16 protein-coding genes are annotated in these 20,455 nt (G+C 59.2%); 10 read left to right on the top strand and 6 right to left on the bottom strand.

Going from position 1 to position 20,455, the window contains the following annotated elements; all coding sequences use genetic code 11:
* Positions 1-80 precede the first annotated feature (80 nt).
* The 3 genes from AABM55_RS03550 to AABM55_RS03540 all read left to right on the top strand — a co-directional run bounded on the left by AABM55_RS03550 (position 81) and on the right by AABM55_RS03540 (position 2,048).
* Positions 81-1,049 (top strand): polyprenyl synthetase family protein, encoded by a 969-nt coding sequence (locus AABM55_RS03550; RefSeq protein WP_054595512.1) that lies wholly within the window; start codon positions 81-83, stop codon positions 1,047-1,049.
* A 194-nt stretch (positions 1,050-1,243) separates the two neighbouring features.
* Positions 1,244-1,585, top strand: coding sequence for a zinc ribbon domain-containing protein YjdM (locus AABM55_RS03545; RefSeq protein WP_054595511.1), 342 nt, complete (start codon positions 1,244-1,246; stop codon positions 1,583-1,585).
* 205 nt (positions 1,586-1,790) lie between these two features.
* Positions 1,791-2,048, top strand: coding sequence for a hypothetical protein (locus tag AABM55_RS03540; protein ID WP_054595510.1), 258 nt, complete (start codon positions 1,791-1,793; stop codon positions 2,046-2,048).
* A 128-nt stretch (positions 2,049-2,176) separates the two neighbouring features.
* Here AABM55_RS03540 and AABM55_RS03535 read toward each other — a convergent pair whose 3' ends face one another.
* The 3 genes from AABM55_RS03535 to AABM55_RS03525 form a co-directional block, all read right to left on the bottom strand.
* The gene (locus AABM55_RS03535) at positions 2,177-2,794 is read right to left on the bottom strand and encodes an FKBP-type peptidyl-prolyl cis-trans isomerase (RefSeq protein WP_054595509.1); all 618 of its coding nucleotides are present in this window, start codon (positions 2,792-2,794) and stop codon (positions 2,177-2,179) included.
* Positions 2,795-2,921: 127 nt separating this feature from the next.
* Entirely contained in the window at positions 2,922-3,215 is a 294-nt protein-coding gene (locus AABM55_RS03530) for a DUF6482 family protein (protein WP_054598231.1), read from the bottom strand.
* A 255-nt stretch (positions 3,216-3,470) separates the two neighbouring features.
* The gene (locus AABM55_RS03525) at positions 3,471-3,959 is read right to left on the bottom strand and encodes a TIGR00645 family protein (RefSeq protein ID WP_019691610.1); all 489 of its coding nucleotides are present in this window, start codon (positions 3,957-3,959) and stop codon (positions 3,471-3,473) included.
* A gap of 161 nt (positions 3,960-4,120) precedes the next feature.
* Here AABM55_RS03525 and AABM55_RS03520 point away from each other — a divergent pair, with 161 nt between their 5' ends.
* Positions 4,121-5,950: a hypothetical protein gene (locus AABM55_RS03520; protein WP_347928842.1), complete on the top strand. Its 1,830-nt coding sequence runs from the start codon at positions 4,121-4,123 to the stop codon at positions 5,948-5,950.
* Between the two features lie 3 nt (positions 5,951-5,953).
* On the opposite strand, the gene AABM55_RS03515 is transcribed toward AABM55_RS03520, so the two are convergent.
* Positions 5,954-6,295, bottom strand: a complete 342-nt coding sequence (locus AABM55_RS03515) for a hypothetical protein (RefSeq protein ID WP_019691608.1) — start codon at positions 6,293-6,295, stop codon at positions 5,954-5,956.
* Positions 6,296-6,566: 271 nt separating this feature from the next.
* Positions 6,567-9,011 (bottom strand): Lon protease family protein, encoded by a 2,445-nt coding sequence (locus AABM55_RS03510; protein WP_054595507.1) that lies wholly within the window; start codon positions 9,009-9,011, stop codon positions 6,567-6,569.
* A 278-nt stretch (positions 9,012-9,289) separates the two neighbouring features.
* Between AABM55_RS03510 and AABM55_RS03505 the strand changes: the two genes are divergently transcribed.
* From AABM55_RS03505 to AABM55_RS03490, 4 genes are all read left to right on the top strand, one after another.
* On the top strand, positions 9,290-9,778 hold the full coding sequence (locus AABM55_RS03505; RefSeq protein WP_054595506.1) for a DUF3015 domain-containing protein: 489 nt from the start codon (positions 9,290-9,292) through the stop codon (positions 9,776-9,778).
* A gap of 85 nt (positions 9,779-9,863) precedes the next feature.
* The gene (locus AABM55_RS03500) at positions 9,864-11,717 is read left to right on the top strand and encodes a DUF4105 domain-containing protein (RefSeq protein ID WP_347928841.1); all 1,854 of its coding nucleotides are present in this window, start codon (positions 9,864-9,866) and stop codon (positions 11,715-11,717) included.
* A 159-nt stretch (positions 11,718-11,876) separates the two neighbouring features.
* Complete coding sequence (locus AABM55_RS03495) at positions 11,877-12,182, top strand: chorismate mutase (RefSeq protein ID WP_347928840.1); 306 nt, start codon at positions 11,877-11,879, stop codon at positions 12,180-12,182.
* A 117-nt stretch (positions 12,183-12,299) separates the two neighbouring features.
* Entirely contained in the window at positions 12,300-12,791 is a 492-nt protein-coding gene (locus AABM55_RS03490) for a GreA/GreB family elongation factor (protein WP_347928838.1), read from the top strand.
* A gap of 77 nt (positions 12,792-12,868) precedes the next feature.
* Here the strand turns inward: AABM55_RS03490 and ettA are convergent, their stop codons facing one another.
* Positions 12,869-14,533 carry an energy-dependent translational throttle protein EttA gene (ettA, locus tag AABM55_RS03485; RefSeq protein WP_347928837.1) on the bottom strand — a complete coding sequence of 555 codons (1,665 nt, stop codon included), beginning with the start codon at positions 14,531-14,533 and terminating at the stop codon, positions 12,869-12,871.
* 285 nt (positions 14,534-14,818) lie between these two features.
* Between ettA and AABM55_RS03480 the strand changes: the two genes are divergently transcribed.
* On the top strand, positions 14,819-18,667 hold the full coding sequence (locus AABM55_RS03480; RefSeq protein WP_347928836.1) for an EAL domain-containing protein: 3,849 nt from the start codon (positions 14,819-14,821) through the stop codon (positions 18,665-18,667).
* 279 nt (positions 18,668-18,946) lie between these two features.
* The gene (glyA, locus tag AABM55_RS03475; protein WP_054595500.1) at positions 18,947-20,200 is read left to right on the top strand and encodes a serine hydroxymethyltransferase; all 1,254 of its coding nucleotides are present in this window, start codon (positions 18,947-18,949) and stop codon (positions 20,198-20,200) included.
* Positions 20,201-20,455 lie beyond the last annotated feature (255 nt).

Raw genomic sequence — 20,455 nt, 5'->3', positions numbered from 1 at the left:
AGTGGCCGTCCATCGCGCCTTGACAGGCCCGGACGTGGGTCCTAGCATGCCGCGCAACCCTTCTGGAGCGACTGTCGCTGATGCAACCCCAAGCTTTCTACCGCGCGGTGGCGGACGATTTTAACGCCGTCGACGGCATCATCAAGAAGCAGCTGACTTCCCGAGTGCCGCTGGTATCGAAAATCGGCGATTACATTACCTCGGCTGGCGGTAAACGCCTGCGCCCTTTATTAGTGTTGCTGTGTGGCAAGGCCCTGGGGCGCGAAGGCGACGACATGCGCTTGCTGGCCGCCACCATCGAATTCCTGCACACCGCCACCCTGCTGCACGACGACGTGGTCGACATGTCCGGCATGCGCCGTGGCCGCTCGACCGCCAACGCCATGTGGGGCAATGCCCCGAGCGTGCTGGTGGGTGATTTCCTGTACTCGCGCTCGTTCGAGATGATGGTCGAACTGGGCTCGATGCCGGTGATGAAGATTCTCTCGCAAGCCACGCGGATCATCGCCGAAGGCGAAGTCTTGCAGCTGTCCAAGGTGCGCGACGCCAGCACCACCGAAGAAACCTACATGGAAGTCATCCGCGGCAAAACCGCGATGCTTTTCGAGGCTTCGACCCACAGTGCCGCGGCCCTGGCTGGCGCTACACCAGAACAGAGCGAAGCCTTGCGCACCTTTGGCGACCACCTCGGTGTGGCCTTCCAGCTGGTCGACGACTTGCTGGATTACAAAGGCGACGCAGAAACCCTGGGCAAGAACGTCGGTGACGATCTGGCCGAAGGCAAGCCGACCCTGCCGTTGATCTACACCATGCGCGAAGGCACGCCGGAGCAAGCGGCACTGGTGCGCCGGGCGATTCAGAAAGGCGGTATCGAAGACCTGGAAAGCATCCGCGCTGCCGTGGAAGCCTCGGGCTCGCTGGACTACACCGCACAACTGGCCCGCGATTACGTGGCCCGTGCGATCAAATGCCTCGAAATGCTGCCTGCCAGCGAATACCGGGATGCATTGGTCGAGTTGAGCGAGTTTGCGGTCGCCCGTACGCACTGACCCGCTCTTTGCAGGAGCAGAGCTTGCTCGCGATAGCGATCTCAAGAACGCCATCGCTGGCAAGCCGTGCTCCTACAGATGCCTCTATCCGATAGTGCGACATCGAAGACAGCCTGCTGCAAGTGTTGACCCCATACCCGCCTAAAACCCTATATAATGTGCGCTTTTAGCCATCCTGAATCCAAGGAGCTTTAGTGAGCACGTTGCCACCCTGCCCGAAATGCAATTCCGAATACACCTATGAAGACGGCGCCCAACTGATCTGCCCAGAGTGCGCCCACGAGTGGTCCGCCAACGGCGAAGCCGACGCAGCGTCCGATGAAACCGTGAAAAAGGATTCGGTCGGCAACGTCCTGCAAGATGGCGACACCATCACCGTGATCAAGGACCTCAAGGTCAAGGGCACATCGTTGGTGGTCAAGGTCGGCACCAAGGTCAAGAACATCCGCCTGTGCGATGGCGACCACGACATCGACTGCAAGATCGACGGTATCGGCCCGATGAAGCTCAAATCCGAGTTCGTCAGAAAAGTCTGAACCTGCTGTATTCCATCCTGCGCCCTGCGTGGGATGGAGCCTCACCCTCGCCCGATCCCCCAGCAATCCTGCCCAATAGCAAAACGCCAGCCGTTTTGACCCTCAGCAATTCCCCTACAGAAAACAGCAGAAACCGCCAATAGGTACTTGCTATTAATTGAATAGGAATTATTCTCATCAAACCATTAAAAAGGAGATGAGCATCATGACTTACTTGATCGATGCATGGCTGGATCGTCCACACCCGTACCTCAGGATCCTGCATCGGGAAACCGGGGAAGTGTGTGCGGTATTGGAAGAAGAAGCCTTGAGTGAGCTGCAGGACCAGGGCGACCTCGACCTCAATGGCCTGAGTTCCAGCGAGCCAGTGGTGCTCAAGGAACTGGTGCGCAACCTGTTTCTGTTCTGCTATGCCCGGGCATTGCGCCCGATGAATGATTCGAACACCAAGTTCGAAATATGAGTGACGTAAACCCCGTAGGAGCAAAGCTTGCTCGCGATGTGCCGGGGTCGCACCCGACCGACCCGGCTCAACGGTAAAACCGCGGTGATGCGATCGCTAGCAAGCTCTGCTTCTACACATTCGGGGGCTTACAGAACGTCGAGCAGCTCGACGTCGAACACCAGAACGCTGTGCGGCGGAATGCTGCCAACGCCTTGTGCGCCGTAAGCCAGTTCGCTCGGCACGTACAGGCGCCATTTGCTACCGGCGTTCATCAGTTGCAGGGCTTCGGTCCAGCCGGCGATCACGCCGCCAACCGGGAATTCTGCAGGCTGACCACGATCGTAGGAGCTGTCGAACACAGTGCCGTCGATCAGCGTGCCGTGGTAGTGAGTACGCACTTGATCTTCACGGGTTGGCTTGGCGCCTTCACCTTGAGTCAGTACTTCGAACTGCAGGCCGGAAGCCAGAGTGGTGATGCCGTCACGCTTGGCGTTTTCAGCCAGGAATGCCAGGCCTTCGCCAGCGGCCGCTTCAGCCTTGGCAGCAGCTTCGGCTTGCATGATTTCGCGGATGACCTTGAAGCTGGCAGACATTGCTTCCTGGCCAACGCGGCTTTCCTTGCCGGCGAATGCGTCGGTCAGACCGGCCAGGATCGCGTCCAGGCTAACGCCCGGTGGCGGGTTGTCGCGCAGTTGGTCGCCCAACTGACGGCCGATGCCGTAGCTGACGCGGGTTTCGTCGGTGGACAGATTTACTTCGGACATGACACTGCTCCGCTGTGCGGACGGCTCGGGACATTGCCGTGCGTGCACAGCGCATCCCGGAGCGCCCGGAACCAAAAGGGCGAGCAGACTAGCACAGATGCCATTGCGGTGATCAGGGCTGTCAGCGCTATTGGGATATGGGCAACTTCAGGCTCTCTTCCCCGCTGGTGCCCAGACCGCACATCTCATCGTGCACCGAGGTGTGAATCAGGTTGAACGTCAGCTTGGGAAAGGCATGAAGGACTTCACGAGCATGCTCTACCGAACGCAAATGCAGTGTTTGCCCATGGGTGTCGTCGATTGGATGAGCGGCGCCATGTATCCGTGCCTCTAACAGATAGATCCCGCCTTCCATCGAAATCAGATTCAGCTCATCGACCTTCCCGGCGATGGCATAGGCGTTCAACTCTTGCAGGTTCATGAGCGCACCCCGCGCGATGGCGAGCCAAGACATTTACAGGGATATGCCTCGGCGCACAAAAGCACAAGCCACAAACGCCGCCGCCCGTCCGTTTCACAATGGCTGTGGCGAGCGAGCTTGCTCGCGCTGGGGCGCGAAGCGGTCCTGAAACCTGCCAATGCAGTTAATCAGGTAAATCGCGCCCTCAGGTTTTACGACTGCTGCGCAGCCGAGCGCGAGCAAGCTCGCTCGCCACAGGGGACATTCCAAAGCGGATCAGTGCTTGGTCAGCTTGTCCAGGTAGCCCATGGCAAACGCCGAGATCACGAAGGTCATGTGAATGATCACGTACCACTTCAGGTGCTCGGGATCGACGTTCCTGGCGTCCATGAAGATGCGCAACAGGTGAATCGAGGAAATCGCCACGATCGAGGCCGCGACTTTCATCTTCAGGGAAGAAGAGTCCATCGTGCCCAACCAGTTGAGCTTCTCCTTGCCTTCATCAATGTCGAGTTCGGACACGAAGTTTTCGTAGCCGGAAATCATCACCATCACCAGCAAGCCGCCCACCAGCGCCATGTCGATCAGCGACAACAGCACCAGAATCAGATCGGACTCGGCCATCGAGAACACGTTGGGAATAACGTGGAAGACTTCCTGAAAGAATTTCAGCGCCAGGGCCAGCAGGCCCAGGGACAAACCGAAGTAGATCGGCGCCAGCAGCCAGCGCGAGGCGTACATTGCATTTTCGACAAAACGTTCCATTGAATCTCACACAAGGGTTTTAAACGGCGGCGAGTATATCAGCCGCTCAAAACCCCATAAACCGCAGACAAATCCACAACCTGCGAGTCTGCCAAAGCGTTTTTCTGCTAGTGTCCAAAGCATTCGCATTGTTTATTTGCGTTGTAGAGGAAAACCGGAAAATGGATTTGCGATTGCCTTTAACGACTGTCGGCCTTTGCCTTGCGGTACTGATCGGCGGCTGCTCACCCAGCGATGAGAAGCGCCCGCAAAGCCTCGAGGAGAAGACTGCACAGTTCGAGAAGTCGCTGGACGCGATTCAGGATCCCCAGCTCAAGGATGCCGTGGCCAACCTCGGTGGCTCGTTGCTGCTGCTCGAGCGCGCACAGCAAAAGCTTGCCATCAAGCCGATCGCCACCGAATACGGTGAAGATGCCATGGCCCTGCTCAAGCACTATCCCAGCCCACAGGCGCTGGTCGACACCTACATCAATGGCCTGTTCGTATTGCGCAAGGACTCCAGCTCCGAGTATCTGACCGACTTGCAGCCGGTGTTTCCCTTCAGCTTCAACATGCCTTCCGAGTTCCCCTTTCCGCATGGGCTGGAATGGCAGTCGGTCACGCTAAGCAACAAGAAGGTCGTCCCTTTCCAGCCCGAATGGTCGGAAACCGATCCCGGCATTCAGTTGAGCCCTTCAAGCGCCGGCCTGACCAATCCGGATGACCTGACCGTGGCCTACCCTTTTGTCGAGGGCGAGAACATCGACAGCAAAAGCCAGCCGCAACCGACAACCCTGAAAGGTAAAGTCGAGGTCATTGCACCGCGCAAGATATTCACCTTCGACCTGACGAAAAAGGACGTGGGCCAGACCCGCACTGACGACAACATCAGCGTCACCCTGAAGGCCCTCGAAAAGAACTACGCCGAGATCGAAGTCAACAACAGCGCAGCACTGGCACCAGACGTCAGCGATACTCCGCTCAATCCGCTGATTGTCCAGGCCAGGGACACGACCGGGCAGCTTCTCTCACGCTCGGGCTCGATCAACGAAGATGCCGCACAAATCGGGTTCTATCAAAAACAACTGGCCGAGATGCAGAAGCAGACCGCCTGGAGCGATGCGTTCGAAAAACAGCTAGAAGACGAGCAACAGGCGTTCGAGCACAAGCAGACTCATCATTACACCAAGGTGTACTTCAACGGTCCCATCGAAAACCTCGAAGTCAACGTCCTCGACTTCTCGGCCGTCACCGTCACCCGCAAAGACCTGGAACTGCCAGTACGCCGCTTCGACCGCAATACCACGGATAAAACCATCCAGAGCCTGAACCTGCCCGTGGTCGTGTACGACGATCAGGCCGCAACCTGGCTCAAAGGCGCCGCACTGGATGAGGAACAGCTGAAAAAGAACATCCACGTCAATCAGTCCGTCGAGGACGCCAGTGCGGCACGTATCGAATTCGATCACCCGAAAACCTTCAACGACGAACTGCTCGGCTCCTCCTTCAGCCCTGGCGACACCCCCGTGACCTTCTTCACCCAGGACGATAAGGGTAAACGTGGCGAGCCCATCGAATTACCAGCCGAGGCCTTCGAAATCGACCCGCTACGCGCCACCATCACCTACGACCTGACCTTGTTCCCCGAAACGCCGGCGTATGCTGTCGGCTCGATGCCGTTGTTTCTGGCCAATATTGCAAAAGACAACCTCGACACCCAGAAACTGCCCAAAGGCCTGGAGCTCAAAGGCAACGCCCTGGTGGTTGACCAGAAAGTATTCCCCGCCCAGAACTGGCGCTTCTTCGCCAAGGACGCGAGCGGAAATTACCTGAAGGAGATTCTTGCGGTCAGCCACGACGCCAGCGCAGAAGGCCCGGCGGTGTTTGAGGTGCATTATTTCTACGGTCAGCCGAGCAGCCTGGAAACCTACCAGCGCACCAACCTCAATACCGTCGAATACGGATTCGAGGTCAAGCTCGACAAGGCCGAAAACCCCAACCCTGTCGAATAGTCACTAATGCTCGGGGTTGAACTGGAAACCACCCGGATTTCGGCAGCGTCCACCATTGATTTCCCGCAGCTGGGCTTGCAAGTGCAAACACCAGATTTGCGGGTCATCGGCCAGCTGATAGCCGTGCAGAGTCAGGCTTTCAACGATGGTATCGAGTATCGACTCGGCCACGAAAGGACCATGAAACGGGCCTTGGGCCTTGATGGCGGAAGGTTGTTCACCGGCCATTCCGGCGGCAAACAACAAGGTCCACATACCGGTGTCCCCGGCAAGCGGACGAATACTGCATTCAATACGGGTAACCAGGCCCAGGCATTGGCGGGTGAGGCAGAGGTTGCGCGGCATGGCGGCGACCCTCGGTAAATCGGGTATTCAGCCTCCACGGGAAGGCTGTCTCGATCCAGTGATGACTGTCGATGTCCTTGTCCTGAGCATAGAAGAAAAGTCGAGTCAGCAAGTTGACGGAGCTTAGAAGGCGCCGAATGGTCGTTGTTGGTTTTTTGACGCCATGCGGGCGGCAAAAAGCGCTATCACAATGACGACCCAGTACCATGCACAAACCCCGTGGCGAGGGAGCTTGCTCCCTCGCCACAATGGCTGTGTACAGCTTCGGGTGTCAGGCAGGCTTGGCCGCAGCCAATATTTCCTGCGCCTGCACATGTTCCTTCTCGGCCTCTTTCAAGTCATCTTCGCTGATCATTTCCGCGATCACCCGCAAACGCTCCACCACGCGCGCGTTGACGCTGCCCTCAGGGAACTGACCCTCTTCGTCCGGCTCGCCGGCGGCCTCGCCCACCAGCAGGCTCAGTGCCTCATCGGCCTGACGCACCGCATAGACATGGAACTGCCCGGCACGCACGGCCGCCAGCACCCGCTCATCGAGCATCAACGTGGCAACGTTGGCCTGAGGAATGATCGCGCCCTGCTCGCCGGTCAAGCCACGCGCCTCGCAAAGACGGAAGAAGCCTTCGATCTTCTCGTTGACCCCGCCCACCGCCTGCACTTCACCGAACTGGTTGATCGAACCGGTAATCGCGAAGCACTGCTTGAGCGGGGTTTTCGACAATGCCGAAATCAACGTGCAGGCCTCGCCCAGCGATGCACTGTCACCATCGACGTAACCGTAGGATTGTTCCAGCGCGATACTGGCCGAAATCGCCAACGGGAATTCCTGGGCGTAACGGCTGCCCAGATACCCGGTGAGGATCATCACACCCTTGGAGTGGATCGGCTGCCCGAGGTTGACCTCACGCTCGATGTCGACGATGCCGCTGCCACCGGGGTAAACCGTGGCAGAGATTCGCGCCGGTATGCCGAACGCCGAGTCGCCGACCTCCAGCACCGTCAGCCCGTTGCACTTGCCGACCGCCGCTCCAGCGGTGTCGATCAGGATGATCCCGGCCAGCATGTCATCGAGAATCCGTGCCGACACACGCCCGGTGCGAGTGGCCTTGGCCTTGAGCGCACGTTCGATGTGCCCGGCATCAGTCATCTCGTCACCGGCCAGATCGCGAATGAAGTCCGCCTCGCTGACCAACTGGAACAGATCGCCAATGCGCGCCGACAAACGGCCCTGATGCTCGGCCAGCCGCGCACTGTAGGTCGCCAGACGCGCCACCGCATCGGCGGTCAGCGGGGCCATGCCTTCTTCCGAGGTCCGGGTCTTGAGCAACTGAGCAAACTGCTCGAGGCTCTCATCGACCATCGGGATGTCTTCATCGAAGTCCACCAGAACCCGGAACATCTCCTGGAAGTCCGGATCGAGGTCTTGCAGCGTGTAATACAGCTGGCGCGCGCCGATGATGACGACTTTGACCTGCAGCGGAATATGTTGCGGCGTCAGGGTCACCGTGGCCAGTCGGCCCAGCTCGCCCAGCGGCGATTCCATTTTCAGTTTGCGTGACTGCAAGGCCCGCTTCAGCGCATCCCAGACAAAGGGTTCGCTGAGCATTTTTTCGGCTTCCAGAATCAGGAAGCCGCCGTTGGCCCGGTGCAGCGCGCCCGGACGCAACTGCCGATAAGTGGTGTAGAGCGCGCCCTGATCAGTGCTGTACTCGATACGGCCGAACAGGTTGTCGTAAGTCGGGTGCGGTTCGAACACCACAGGGGCACCGCCACTGTGCGGATGACCGACCACCAGGCTCGGGCCATATTGTTCTTCGAGCAACTTACGGGCGACCGCGTCGGTCTTGCTGTCATCGACCAGTTGCTCGACCACCGTCTTGAGCAGATACACCTGCATCGCTTGCAGGTAACCGCACACCGCCGCGTTTTCTGCGTACTTTTCCGACAGCGGCGAAAGCAATGGCTGCAAGGCCAGCGTGATGGTTTCTTCGTTGAGCTGGCGCAGCTGATTGCTCGACTCGCGCTTCCACTGCGGCAAGCTGGCCAACTCTTCGTTCAGCCGTTCTTCCAGTCCGGAAATGTCGTCGTGGAAGCGCTCGCGAACGGCCTCCGGCAACTGGGCGAATTCCGCTTCGTCCAGCGCCTTGCCTTCGCTCATCGGGGTGAAAGCGATGTTGGTGCTGTCACGGTACAGCGCGACTTCTTTCTCCAGCGCCAGGCGCTCGATCACGTCCAGTGCACGGTCGTAGCGCTGATTGAAGGCGCGGTCGATGGCACTCTTCTTTTGCTGGTAGGACGGGTGCTCGAAGACTGCTGGAAACGTCGCCAGCAGGTTGTCGATCAGGCCGTTGATGTCGGTGATGAACGCACCGGCCGTCCCCGATGGCAACTCCAGTGCGCGAGGTTCGCGCGGCTCATCGAAATTGTTGACGTAGACCCAGTCCGCCGGGGTCTGCAGGCGTTTGCCTTCGGCTTTCAGGTAGCGTTTGACGAAAGAGAACCGGCCGGTACCGGGCTCACCCATGACAAACACGTTGTAACCGGGGCGTGGCATGGCCACACCAAACTGCAAGGCTTCAACCGCACGTTCCTGGCCGAGCACGCCGCGAAAAGGCTCCAGCTCATTGGTGGTAGAGAAGCTGAACTGTTCAGCGGAAAACGGACGGGTCAGCGCTTCAGGCGCTAGACGCAAGCTGGCAGCAACAGGATCGGGCATCGGGCTTCCTTACATCAGGCGGGGCAATTAAAGGCATTCTGGCGCTGCCCGTGCCCGACTGGCAAGGCGCGCCTTGGGTAAAAGCATAGTCAAGCGCCAAACCCTGGACGGGCCAGGGCTAAATCAATGGTTACTGGGAATGTTTGGCAAAAAATCACGGAACCCCCGGATCGTGCCTAGACTCCAAACTGCGCGGCTGGACCAATCACCAGCCAAATGGCGTCGGAGCGGCGCCAGAACCCCTGTCCATTGGTACGCAAACAAAAGAGAACACAGCTATGAAACGGATTCTTCTTGGTACTCTCTTCACCGTTGCATCCCTCAACGCCATGGCCCAGGCGCCAGGCGGCCCGGATTGCGGTTGGGGCAACATGCTGTTCGAAGGTCAGCGTGGCACCCCGGCACACTTCCTGGCATCCACCACCAACGGCACTTCTGGCAACGCCACTTTCGGCATGACATCCGGCACCAACGGTTGCGCAACCAACGCCGCGCTGACCTATGGCGGCAAATCCTGGATCGCCATGAACGGCATGATGAACGAACTGTCCGAAGACATGGCCAAGGGCTCCGGCGAAGCGCTGACCACTTATGCAGTGGTACTGGGCGTCGCACCGCAAGACCGTGCGTATTTCGCCACCGTCACCCACGAGCACTTCCAGCAGATTTTCAGCAAGGCTGATGTGACTGCTGAAGACGTGCACACCAATACCCTGGCGGTACTCAAAGGCGATGCTCGTCTGGCCAAATATGCCACCCCGGCTTAAGCTCGGCCTCACCCGCCCCTCACCCGGGCGGGTTTTGTTTTTTGAACCCGACCTGCTTTGGGGTTTTTTAATTAAGTAGCCCACCATGCTCAAACGCCTTGCCTGTCTGGCGCTGTTTGCCTGCGCCCCGCTGTCCGCCGCGCCTCTGATCGACAACCAACGTTTGCAGCAACTGGCCAACGACCAGTTCTGGATTTCCCTGGGCCATTACGAAAGCGCAAAACTCGGCGGCTGGCGCAGCTATGTCAGCGACAAGAAGTTCTTCCTGGCAGCCAATGGTGCCGAACATCCCGACGCAGAGCTGGCGGCCACCGTACAAGCGCTCTATGCCCCGGCCAGTAAAGGCCAGCAGCACGCGCAATGTATTTACCCGGCGCGTACTCGCTGGTTGAAAGCCCAACTGAACCTGAACGATTTGCCGACGGTGGATTGCAGCGAGTTCAAACAATGGTTCAAGGACGTATCACCCCACAGCGCGGTGATGATTTTTCCGGCAGCCTATCTGAACAGCCCGTCATCGATGTTCGGTCATACCTTGTTGCGCATCGATCAGGCTGACGTGCAAACCGACCACACGGCCCTGCTCAGTTACGCGATCAATTTCGGTGCCTATATCGAAGGTTCGGACAACAGCATTCTGTATGCCTGGAAAGGCCTGATGGGCGGCTATCCGGGGCTGTTCGCGCTGGTGCCTTATCAGGAAAAACTCTCGGAATACCGCAGCCTGGAAAACCGCGATCTGTGGGAGTACCGGTTGAACCTGACGCAGGCAGAAACCGAGCGCATGGTCGAGCATGTCTGGGAGCTCAAGCAGATTCAGTTCGATTATTTCTTCTTCGATGAAAACTGCTCCTACCGCTTGCTGGAGTTGCTGCAAGTCGCAAGACCGAGCCTCAGGCTCACCGAACAATTCCCGCTGACGGCGATCCCCACCGACACCGTCAAAGCCGTGAAAGACGCCGGGCTGGTGGAAAAAATCGATTACCGTCCATCCCGCGAACGTGAGCTGTTGAGCCGCGCCAAACCGCTCTCAGGCGATGAGCAGCAATGGGTGTTGAAGGTCAGCGCCGACCAGAAACGCTTGCAGGAGCCGACCTTCAAGGCGCTGCCACGTGATCGTCAGGCATTGATTATCGACGCGGCCTACCGTCTTGAGCGCTACCGCGCCAACGGCCAGGAACGCGATCCACAGCGCGCGCAACGCAGCTTCGAGCTGCTGCGGGCGATCAACCAGAACCCGCCACCGGAGTTATCCATCGAACGCCCGGGCTTGCCGGAAAACGGCCACGAATCGCGCACCTGGCAGGCCGGCATCGGCACCCGTGGCGACAAAGCCTTTGGTGAATATGGCCTGCGCATGGCCTATCACGACCTCAACGACAACGCCGAAAGCTTTCCACTCGGTGCGCAGATTGAAATTCTCCAGATGAAGCTGCGCCAGTACGAAGGCAATCACTGGCAATTGCAGCAACTGGACCTCGCGACCATCCGCTCATTGACCCCGCGCAACGAGCTGCTGCAACCGTGGTCCTGGCAGGTGACCGGCGGCCTGGAGCGAGTACCGGGAAAGCACGACGATGAAACCCTGGTCAGCCATGTCAACGGCGGTGCCGGTGGCACCTGGCAACTGGGCGACGACGTACTGGGCTTCGCCCTTGGCACCGTGCGCATTGAGCACAACAGCGACTTTGCCGGTTTCATCGCGCCCGCCGCCGGCTTCAACAGCGGTGTTCTGTGGAAGAACCCGCTGGGCAATCTGAGCCTGGAAACCAAAGGTGATTACTTCACCAACGGTGAAGTGCGACGTAGCCTGAGTCTGAACCAGCAGTGGGAGCTGTCGCGTAACCTCGGCCTGCGCCTGAGCGCCCAACGGGAGTTCAGCCACATCGCGTCCCCCGAAAACGAGGTTATGCTGGAAGTGAAGTGGTATCACTATTGAACCCCGCGCCCTTGTAGGAGCACAGCTTGCTGGCGAAGGGATCACTGCCGTTCTACTGGCAGACCGAGGAGCCTGCATCGCCAGCAAGCTGTATTCCTACAAGGGGAGTGTGAATCCCCCGACGTTAAAGACTATGTTTATACAAGGAGCTCAAACTACATGGATGCCAACTGCCGCTCCCTCGAGGAAGTACGCGAAAACATTGACCGGCTGGATCGGCAAATTGTCAGCCTGTTGGCCGCGCGCGGCGCTTATGTGTCGCAGGCCGCTCGCTTCAAGAAAGACAGCGACGCGGTGAAAGCACCGCAGCGTGTTGAACAGGTCATCGCCAAAGTCCGGGCACTGGCTGAAGAGGTCGGTGCCAACCCGCAGGTCATCGAGCAGGTGTATCGAGCCATGATCGCCGCGTTCATCGAACAGGAACTGGCTGAACACGCTCACCTTGCAACCACGACGATGGATTGATCAGCACCCTTCCACGGGTGTAGCAAGGGGCTATCGCTCGCAGCAGGTCGTTTTCGGACAACCTTGGAAACCAGAAGCCTGCGACGATGGCCAAAACCCCATTCAGGGAGAACCGCCATGAGCCGCGCTTTCGTCAATGAAGATAACGCCACCCCACAAGCCGACCAGCCGGTAGAACGCCAGGTCAGCACGCAGCCCAACTACGTCACGCCCGAAGGCCTCGCCCTGCTGCAGGCCAAAGTCGCCGAGTTGCAAAACCAGCACGGCGAACAATCGGCCCGCGAGGAGGCTGACCCACAGTGGCTGGCCGATCTCGAGCGTGATCTGCGTTACTTCAAGCAACGCCTGCAAAGCGCTCAAGTGGTGACACCGGCCACTTCCACCAAGAAGGTTCAGATTGGCAGCTGGGTGACCTACGCCGATGAACGGGGCACCGAACGACGCGTGCAACTGGTTGGCGAAGACCAGGCCAATGCCGCCAAAGGCCTGATCAACTGGAGCTCACCGCTGGGACGGGCGCTGCTCGGTGCACAGTTGAATGACGAAGTGCTCTGGCAACGACCCGCCGGCGATCAGTTGATCGAAATCATCCGCATCGAACCGAACTGAACCGCGCCCGGAGCCAGAGAAAGCTCACGCAAAAAAAAACGGAGCCCGAAGGCTCCGTTTTTCATGTAACCAGCCGATCAGGCCAGTTTCTTGTGACGCACCCGGTGTGGCTGGGAAGCGGCATCGCCAAGACGCTTTTTGCGGTCGGCTTCGTACTCGGTGTAGTTACCTTCGAAGAACACCGCTTGCGAGTCGTCTTCGTACGCCAGGATGTGAGTCGCGACGCGGTCAAGGAACCACCGATCGTGAGAGATCACAATGGCGGCGCCCGGGAAGTCCAGCAGGGCTTCTTCCAGCGAACGCAGGGTTTCAACGTCGAGGTCGTTGGACGGTTCGTCGAGCAGCAGGACGTTGCCGCCCTCTTTCAGGGTCAGGGCCAGGTGCAAGCGACCACGCTCACCACCGGACAGGTCCTTGACGAACTTCTGCTGATCGCCGCCCTTGAAGTTGAAGCGACCCACGTAGGTGCGCGACGGGATCTCGTAGTTGCCGATGCGGATCTGGTCGGAACCGTCGGAGATCTGCTGGAACACAGTCTTGCTGCCGTCCAGGTCTTCACGGCTCTGGTCGACGCAGGCCAGTTGCACGGTTTCACCGACTTCGATGCTGCCCGAATCCGGTTGTTCCTTGCCCATCAGCATGCGGAACAGCGTGGATTTACCCGCACCGTTACCACCGATCACGCCAACGATGGCGCCTTTAGGCATGGAGAACGACAGGTTGTCGATCAACACGCGATCGCCATAGCCCTTGGTAACGTTCTTGAATTCGATGACCTTGTCGCCCAGGCGAGGACCGGCCGGGATATAGATCTCGTTGGTTTCGCTACGCTTCTGGAATTCCTGCGATTGCATTTCTTCGAAGCGTTGCAGACGCGCCTTGGATTTCGACTGACGGGCCTTGGCGCCTTTGCGCACCCACTCCAGCTCTTCCTTCATGGCCTTTTCATGGGCCGACTGCTGCTTGGATTCGGCGGCCAGACGGTCGGACTTGGCTTCAAGCCAGCCCGAATAGTTGCCCTCATAAGGAATACCGGCGCCGCGGTCAAGTTCCAGAATCCAGCCGGCAACGTTGTCCAGGAAGTAACGGTCGTGCGTGATCGCAACCACGGTACCCGGGAAGTCGTGGAGGAAATGCTCCAGCCAGGCCACGGAGTCGGCGTCCAGGTGGTTGGTTGGCTCGTCGAGCAGCAGCATGTCCGGGGCGGACAGCAGCAGGCGGCACAGGGCCACACGACGCTTTTCACCACCGGACAGGTGTTCGATCTTCGCATCCCAGGCCGGCAGACGCAGCGCGTCGGCGGCGACTTCCAGCTGGCGATCCAGGTTGTGACCGTCGCCCGCCTGCAGGATGGCTTCGAGCTTGGCCTGTTCGGAGGCCAGCTTGTCGAAGTCGGCATCCGGGTCGGCGTATTCGGCGTAGACCTGATCCAGACGCGCTTGCGCGTCCTTGATCACGCTGACCGCTTCCTCGACCACGTCACGCACGGTCTTGGTCGGATCCAGCAGCGGCTCTTGCGGCAGGTAGCCGATGTTCAATTCCGGCATCGGACGGGCTTCGCCGTCGAACTCGGTGTCGACGCCGGCCATGATTTTCAACAGTGTGGATTTACCCGAGCCGTTGAGGCCGAGTACGCCGATCTTGGCGCCCGGGAAGAACGACAGCGAAATGTTTTTCAGGATTTCCCGCTTCGGCGGAACAACTTTGCCCAGCCGATGCATGGTGAAGACGTATTGAGCCATGGAGAACCTAGGGTCAGTGACTGATGAATATAAGCACGGGCGAAGCCCGGGCCAGGCCATACGCGCCGCCTGCGATTGATTGCTATCAATACGTGCGCGCGAAAAAAGCCTGAGTCTAAGAGCTGGAACGCTCCCGCGTAACCGGCAAAGCTACCTTAATGACGGAAGGCAGTCCAGCCGAGAGGGGCTGGCACTTTGCCACAACTCAAGGCATGCTAGCCGCCCTCCGGGCGTCCGGCTTATAGTGCACGTCGCGCCAATCCAGCCAAACCGCAGGATCACAGTTTGTCCAATGTCACTCCGCCTTCGTCCGTGAGCGCACTGAGTTCTGCGACCGGATCGCCCCTGCGCGGCACCTTGAAAGGCGCATTGGCGACGCTTGTCCTACTGTTGATCGGACTGCTGCTTTGGCAATTATTCGACCAACTGAGCGAAACCCAGAACAGCCAGCGCCAGTACACCATTGACTACACCGCCGATCTGGCCGCGCAAGTCAGCCTGAACATGACGCTCAACGCCCAGATCGCACTGAATCTGCTACCGATCGTCGAAAAACCGCAGACCGTTGATCAGCAACAGGCGCTGCTGCGCAAACTGCAGCAATCGCTACCTGATTTACTCAGCCTCGCGCTGCTCAGCCCCTCGGGGAAAATCCTCAGTGACAGCGCCAGCGACAGCCAGGATGCCGGCTACCTGAGCGAGCTGGTCCGGCGCAGTCACGCGCAGGTGCATTACTTCAGCAACGCCAACGACGGCTCGGTGGTGAACCTGTTGCTGCACCAGGCCAGCGGCAGCACGCGCGACTACTGGGTCTTGCGCCTGCGGCCGACGTTTTTCTCTTCACTGACCAAGCAGAGTGACACAGGAATCCGTCCGCTGTGGGTGGTGGAAAACCGCATCAACCAACAGATCGTCAGCCGCGACGACGGATTACCCTCGAACAAACCGGGCACGGTAAACGCCAATGACCTGGCGAACAGCGTACTGGTCGTCCCCCTCAGTAACAGCGACTGGCAATTACGCGGGCTGTTTGACCGGCAACGAGTGTTCGAACAACTGCTGCCGGTGTTTATCGGCAAATGCCTGCTGGGTTTGGCCTTCTCGCTGCTACCACTCATCGCATTGTTGAATATGCGCCGACGCCAGCGTCAGGTGCACGACGGACGTCGGCGCTATCGGGACATTTTCGACGGCACCGGTGTTGCGCTCTGTGTACTGGATCTCTCCGGACTCAAAGCCTGCCTCGACAAGGCGCAACTGCACACCAGCGAGCAATTGCAGCGGTGGCTGGAGAACCCCGAACAACGCCGACAGTTGCTACAGGAGTTGCGCATCACCGAGGTCAACCAGGTCGCCTTGCACCTGCTCAACGTCCAGTCCAGCGAGCAAGCCTGGAAGCTGTTGATCGAAGGCGGGCCACTGGATGGCAACGCTATCGGCAACCAGTTACTCGATGCCGTGCTCAACCAGCAGAAACAGCTGGAACTGGAGATCAAGCTCAGGGACACCCAGGGCCGCGACCAGCATCTGTGGCTGGTATTGCATTTGCCGCAAGCACAGCACGACGCCAAAGCGGTGATCCTCAGCATCAGCGATATCACCAGCCGTAAAATTGTCGAGTTGTCGCTGCTGGAGCGTGAAGGTTTCTGGTCGGATGTCGTGCGTACCGTCCCTGATCATCTCTACGTACAGGACGTGATCAGCCAGCGGATGATTTTCAGTAACCACCACCTGGGCCAGACGCTGGGTTACAGCAAAACCGAACTGCACCAGATGGGCGAATACTTCTGGGAGATTCTGCTGCACCCCGAAGATGCCGATCACTACCACCGCTTGCGGCAGGAACAGCGCCAGGCCGGTTACACCCAACTGATGCAGTGCCAGTTGCGCTTCCGTCACCGCGACGGCAAATGGCGACGTTTCGAAATCCGCGAACAGGCGCTGGCGCGGGACAAACATGACCAGGTCACCCGCATCATTGGCGTGGCCAAAGACATTACCGATCAGATCGAAGCCAGCGAATCCTTGCGCGACAGCGAGCAGCGTTACCGGATGCTCGCTGAAAGCATCAGCGACGTGATTTTCTCCACCGACAGCAAACTCTCGCTCAATTACGTCAGCCCGTCAGTGAACGCCGTGCTCGGCTATGACGTTGACTGGATCTTCCAGAATGGCTGGCAATCAACCATCGCCAACCCGCAACAATTGACCGGCATCTACAGCCTGATGGACCGGGTCAGCAAAGCCCTGGATAAACCCGAGCAACTGGCGCAACTGCGCAGCCAGGTGCAAACCCAGCTGTTCCTGTTCGACTGCTTGCGCGCCGACGGGCGCAAGATCCCGATCGAACTGCGCCTGGTCCTGGTCTGGGATGAACATGGCGCGTTCGAAGGTGTGCTCGGGGTCGGTCGCGATATCAGCCAGCAGCGCCGCGCCGAGAAAGACCTGCGCATGGCGGCCACGGTTTTCGAGCACTCGACGTCGGCGATTCTGATCACCGACCCGGCCGGCTACATCGTGCAGGCCAACGAAGCCTTCAGCCGCGTCAGCGGTTACGAAGTGGCGCAGGTCCTGGACCAGTTGCCGAACATGCTGACCGTCGATGACCAACAGGAAGCCCACCTGCGCTATGTGCTCAAGCAATTGCACCAGCACAGCACCTGGGAAGGCGAAGTCTGGCTCAAGCGCCGCAACGGTGAACACTACCCGGCGTGGGTCGGCATTACGGCAGTACTCGATGACGAAGGCGACCTCGCCAGCTACGTGTGCTTTTTCAGTGACATCAGCGAGCGCAAGGCCAGCGAACAGCGGATTCACCGCCTCGCCTACTACGACGCCCTGACCCACCTGCCCAACCGCACCTTGTTCCAGGACCGGTTGCACACCGCGCTGCAATCGGCGGAGCGGCAGAAGTCGTGGGTCGTGCTGATGTTCCTCGATCTCGACCGTTTCAAGCCGATCAACGACTCCCTCGGCCACGCCGCCGGCGACCGCATGCTCAAGGAAATGGCGACCCGCCTGCTCGCTTGCGTCGACGATGACGACACGGTGGCGCGCATGGGCGGCGATGAGTTCACCTTGCTCCTGCAACCGCGTGCCAGCCGCGAGATCGCGCTGAACCGGGCGATTCATGTCGCCGAGCAAATCCTTGCCAGCCTGGTGAAACCGTTTGTCCTCGAAGGCCGCGAGTTCTTTGTCACCGCCAGTATCGGCATCGCCTTGAGTCCGCAGGACGGCAATGAACTGAGTCAGTTGATGAAGAACGCCGACACGGCGATGTACCACGCCAAGGAGCGCGGCAAGAACAACTTCCAGTTCTATCAGGCGGACATGAACGCCAGCGCCCTGGAGCGCCTGGAACTGGAAAGCGACCTGCGCCACGCCCTTGAGCAAAACGAATTCGTTCTGTACTACCAGCCGCAATTCAGCGGCGACGGTAAACGCCTGACCGGCGCCGAAGCCCTGCTGCGCTGGCGGCATCCACGTCGCGGACTGGTGCCACCGGGAGACTTCATTCCAGTGCTCGAAGAGCTTGGACTGGTGGTGGATGTCGGTGACTGGGTGATCAGCGAGGCCTGCCGTCAGCTCAAAACCTGGCACCAGGCCAAGGTCCGCGTCCCGAAAGTCTCGGTGAACATCTCTGCACGGCAATTCTCCGACGGCCAGCTTGGCACGCGCATCGCCACCATCCTCAAGGACACGGGCCTGCCACCAGCTTGCCTGGAGCTGGAGCTGACCGAAAGTATCCTGATGCGTGAAGTCAGCGAAGCCATGCAGATTCTCGCCGGGCTGAAAAACCTCGGCCTGAGCATCGCGGTCGACGACTTCGGCACCGGTTATTCATCGCTGAACTACTTGAAGCAGTTCCCGATCGACGTGCTGAAAATCGACCGGACCTTCGTCGACGGCCTGCCGTCCGGCGAACAGGACGCGCAGATTGCCCGGGCGATCATCGCCATGGCCCATAGCCTGAACCTAGCGGTGATCGCCGAAGGCGTGGAAACCCACGAACAGCTCGACTTCTTGCGTGAACACGGCTGCGACGAGGTGCAGGGTTATCTGTTTGGCCGCCCGATGCCGGCGGCGCGTTTCGAAGCGCAGTTCAGCAATGATGCGTTGTTCATGTTTGACTGAAATCCTTGTGGCGAGGGAGCTTGCTCCCGCCGGCCGGTCCGCGCTCGGGCGAAGCAGTCGCAAAACCACAACCGTGCTGCACCTGACACACCACATTCACCCATTTTGGGATCGCTTCGCAATCCAGCGGGAGCAAGCTCCCTCGCCACAGGCGTTATTCGTCGCCCCAATGGCTCATGAACACCACTTGTCTGCGACATGATGTCCTTTCATATGCCAGACAAAACCCATTGGGTTAGAATGCTTTCCTTTTCTGCCCCCCGATCCTTGAGGACCGCCATGTTCAGCCGTGATTTGACTATTGCCAAGTACGACGCCGACCTTTTTGCCGCCATGGAGCAAGAAGCTCAGCGCCAGGAAGAACACATTGAGCTGATCGCTTCGGAAAACTACACCAGCCCAGCGGTGATGGAAGCTCAAGGCTCGGTTCTGACCAACAAGTACGCCGAAGGCTACCCAGGCAAGCGCTACTACGGCGGTTGCGAGTACGTCGACGTGGTTGAGCAACTGGCCATCGACCGTGCCAAACAACTGTTCGGCGCCGATTACGCCAACGTTCAGCCACACGCCGGCTCGCAAGCCAACAGCGCCGTTTACCTGGCCCTGCTGCAAGCGGGCGACACCATCCTGGGCATGAGCCTGGCCCACGGCGGTCACCTGACCCACGGCGCCAGTGTTTCCTCCTCCGGCAAGCTGTACAACGCCGTTCAGTACGGTATCGACAGCAACGGCCTGATCGACTACGACGAAGTCGAGCGTCTGGCTGTTGAGCACAAGCCAAAAATGATCGTGGCCGGTTTCTCTGCCTACTCGCAGATCCTCGACTTCCCGCGCTTCCGTGAAATCGCTGACAAGGTTGGCGCCTACCTGTTCGTCGACATGGCTCACGTAGCCGGCCTGGTCGCTGCTGGCGTCTACCCGAACCCGGTGCCATTCGCTGACGTGGTCACCACCACGACCCACAAGACCCTGCGCGGTCCACGTGGCGGCCTGATCCTGGCTCGCGCCAACGCCGACATCGAGAAGAAACTGAACTCCGCGGTATTCCCGGGCGCCCAAGGCGGCCCACTGGAGCACGTGATCGCCGCTAAAGCGATCTGCTTCAAGGAAGCGTTGCAGCCTGAGTTCAAGGCCTACCAGCAACAAGTGGTCAAGAACGCCCAGGCCATGGCCGGCGTGTTCATCGAGCGCGGCTTTGACGTGGTCTCCGGCGGTACTGAAAACCACCTGTTCCTGCTGTCGCTGATCAAGCAGGAAATCTCCGGTAAAGACGCCGACGCCGCTCTGGGCAAAGCGTTCATCACCGTGAACAAGAACTCGGTACCGAACGATCCACGCTCCCCGTTCGTCACCTCCGGTCTGCGCTTCGGTACTCCGGCTGTGACCACTCGCGGCTTCAAAGAGGCTGAGTGCAAAGAGCTGGCCGGCTGGATCTGCGACATCCTGGCTGACCTTTCCAACGAAGCGGTGATCGATGCCGTTCGCGAGAAGGTCAAGGCCATCTGCAAGAAGCTGCCGGTATACGGCGCTTAATCAGCCCGCTTAACCGCAGCAAAAAGAAACCGGCCAGAGATGGCCGGTTTTTTTTCGCCTGCAAAACCGCTCAAGATCGGCCCTTACCGCACAACTGGTAAGACCGGTAAAGCCAATTCGTCATTTTCCGCTTGCAGCCCTCTGAAAACAGCGCCTAAACTGCGCCTGCACTGGACATACCGGTAAGACCACAATAATTAAGTCCTGAATCTGATGCGCACAGCGCACGGCACCCAGGACACTCACCAGGATTCC

Origin of the sequence: Pseudomonas helvetica (genome assembly GCF_039908645.1) — a bacterium.
GTDB lineage: Bacteria > Pseudomonadota > Gammaproteobacteria > Pseudomonadales > Pseudomonadaceae > Aquipseudomonas > Aquipseudomonas helvetica.
The sequence above is the reverse complement of the archived record's forward strand: the minus strand, read 5'-3'. Positions and strand labels throughout refer to the sequence as shown.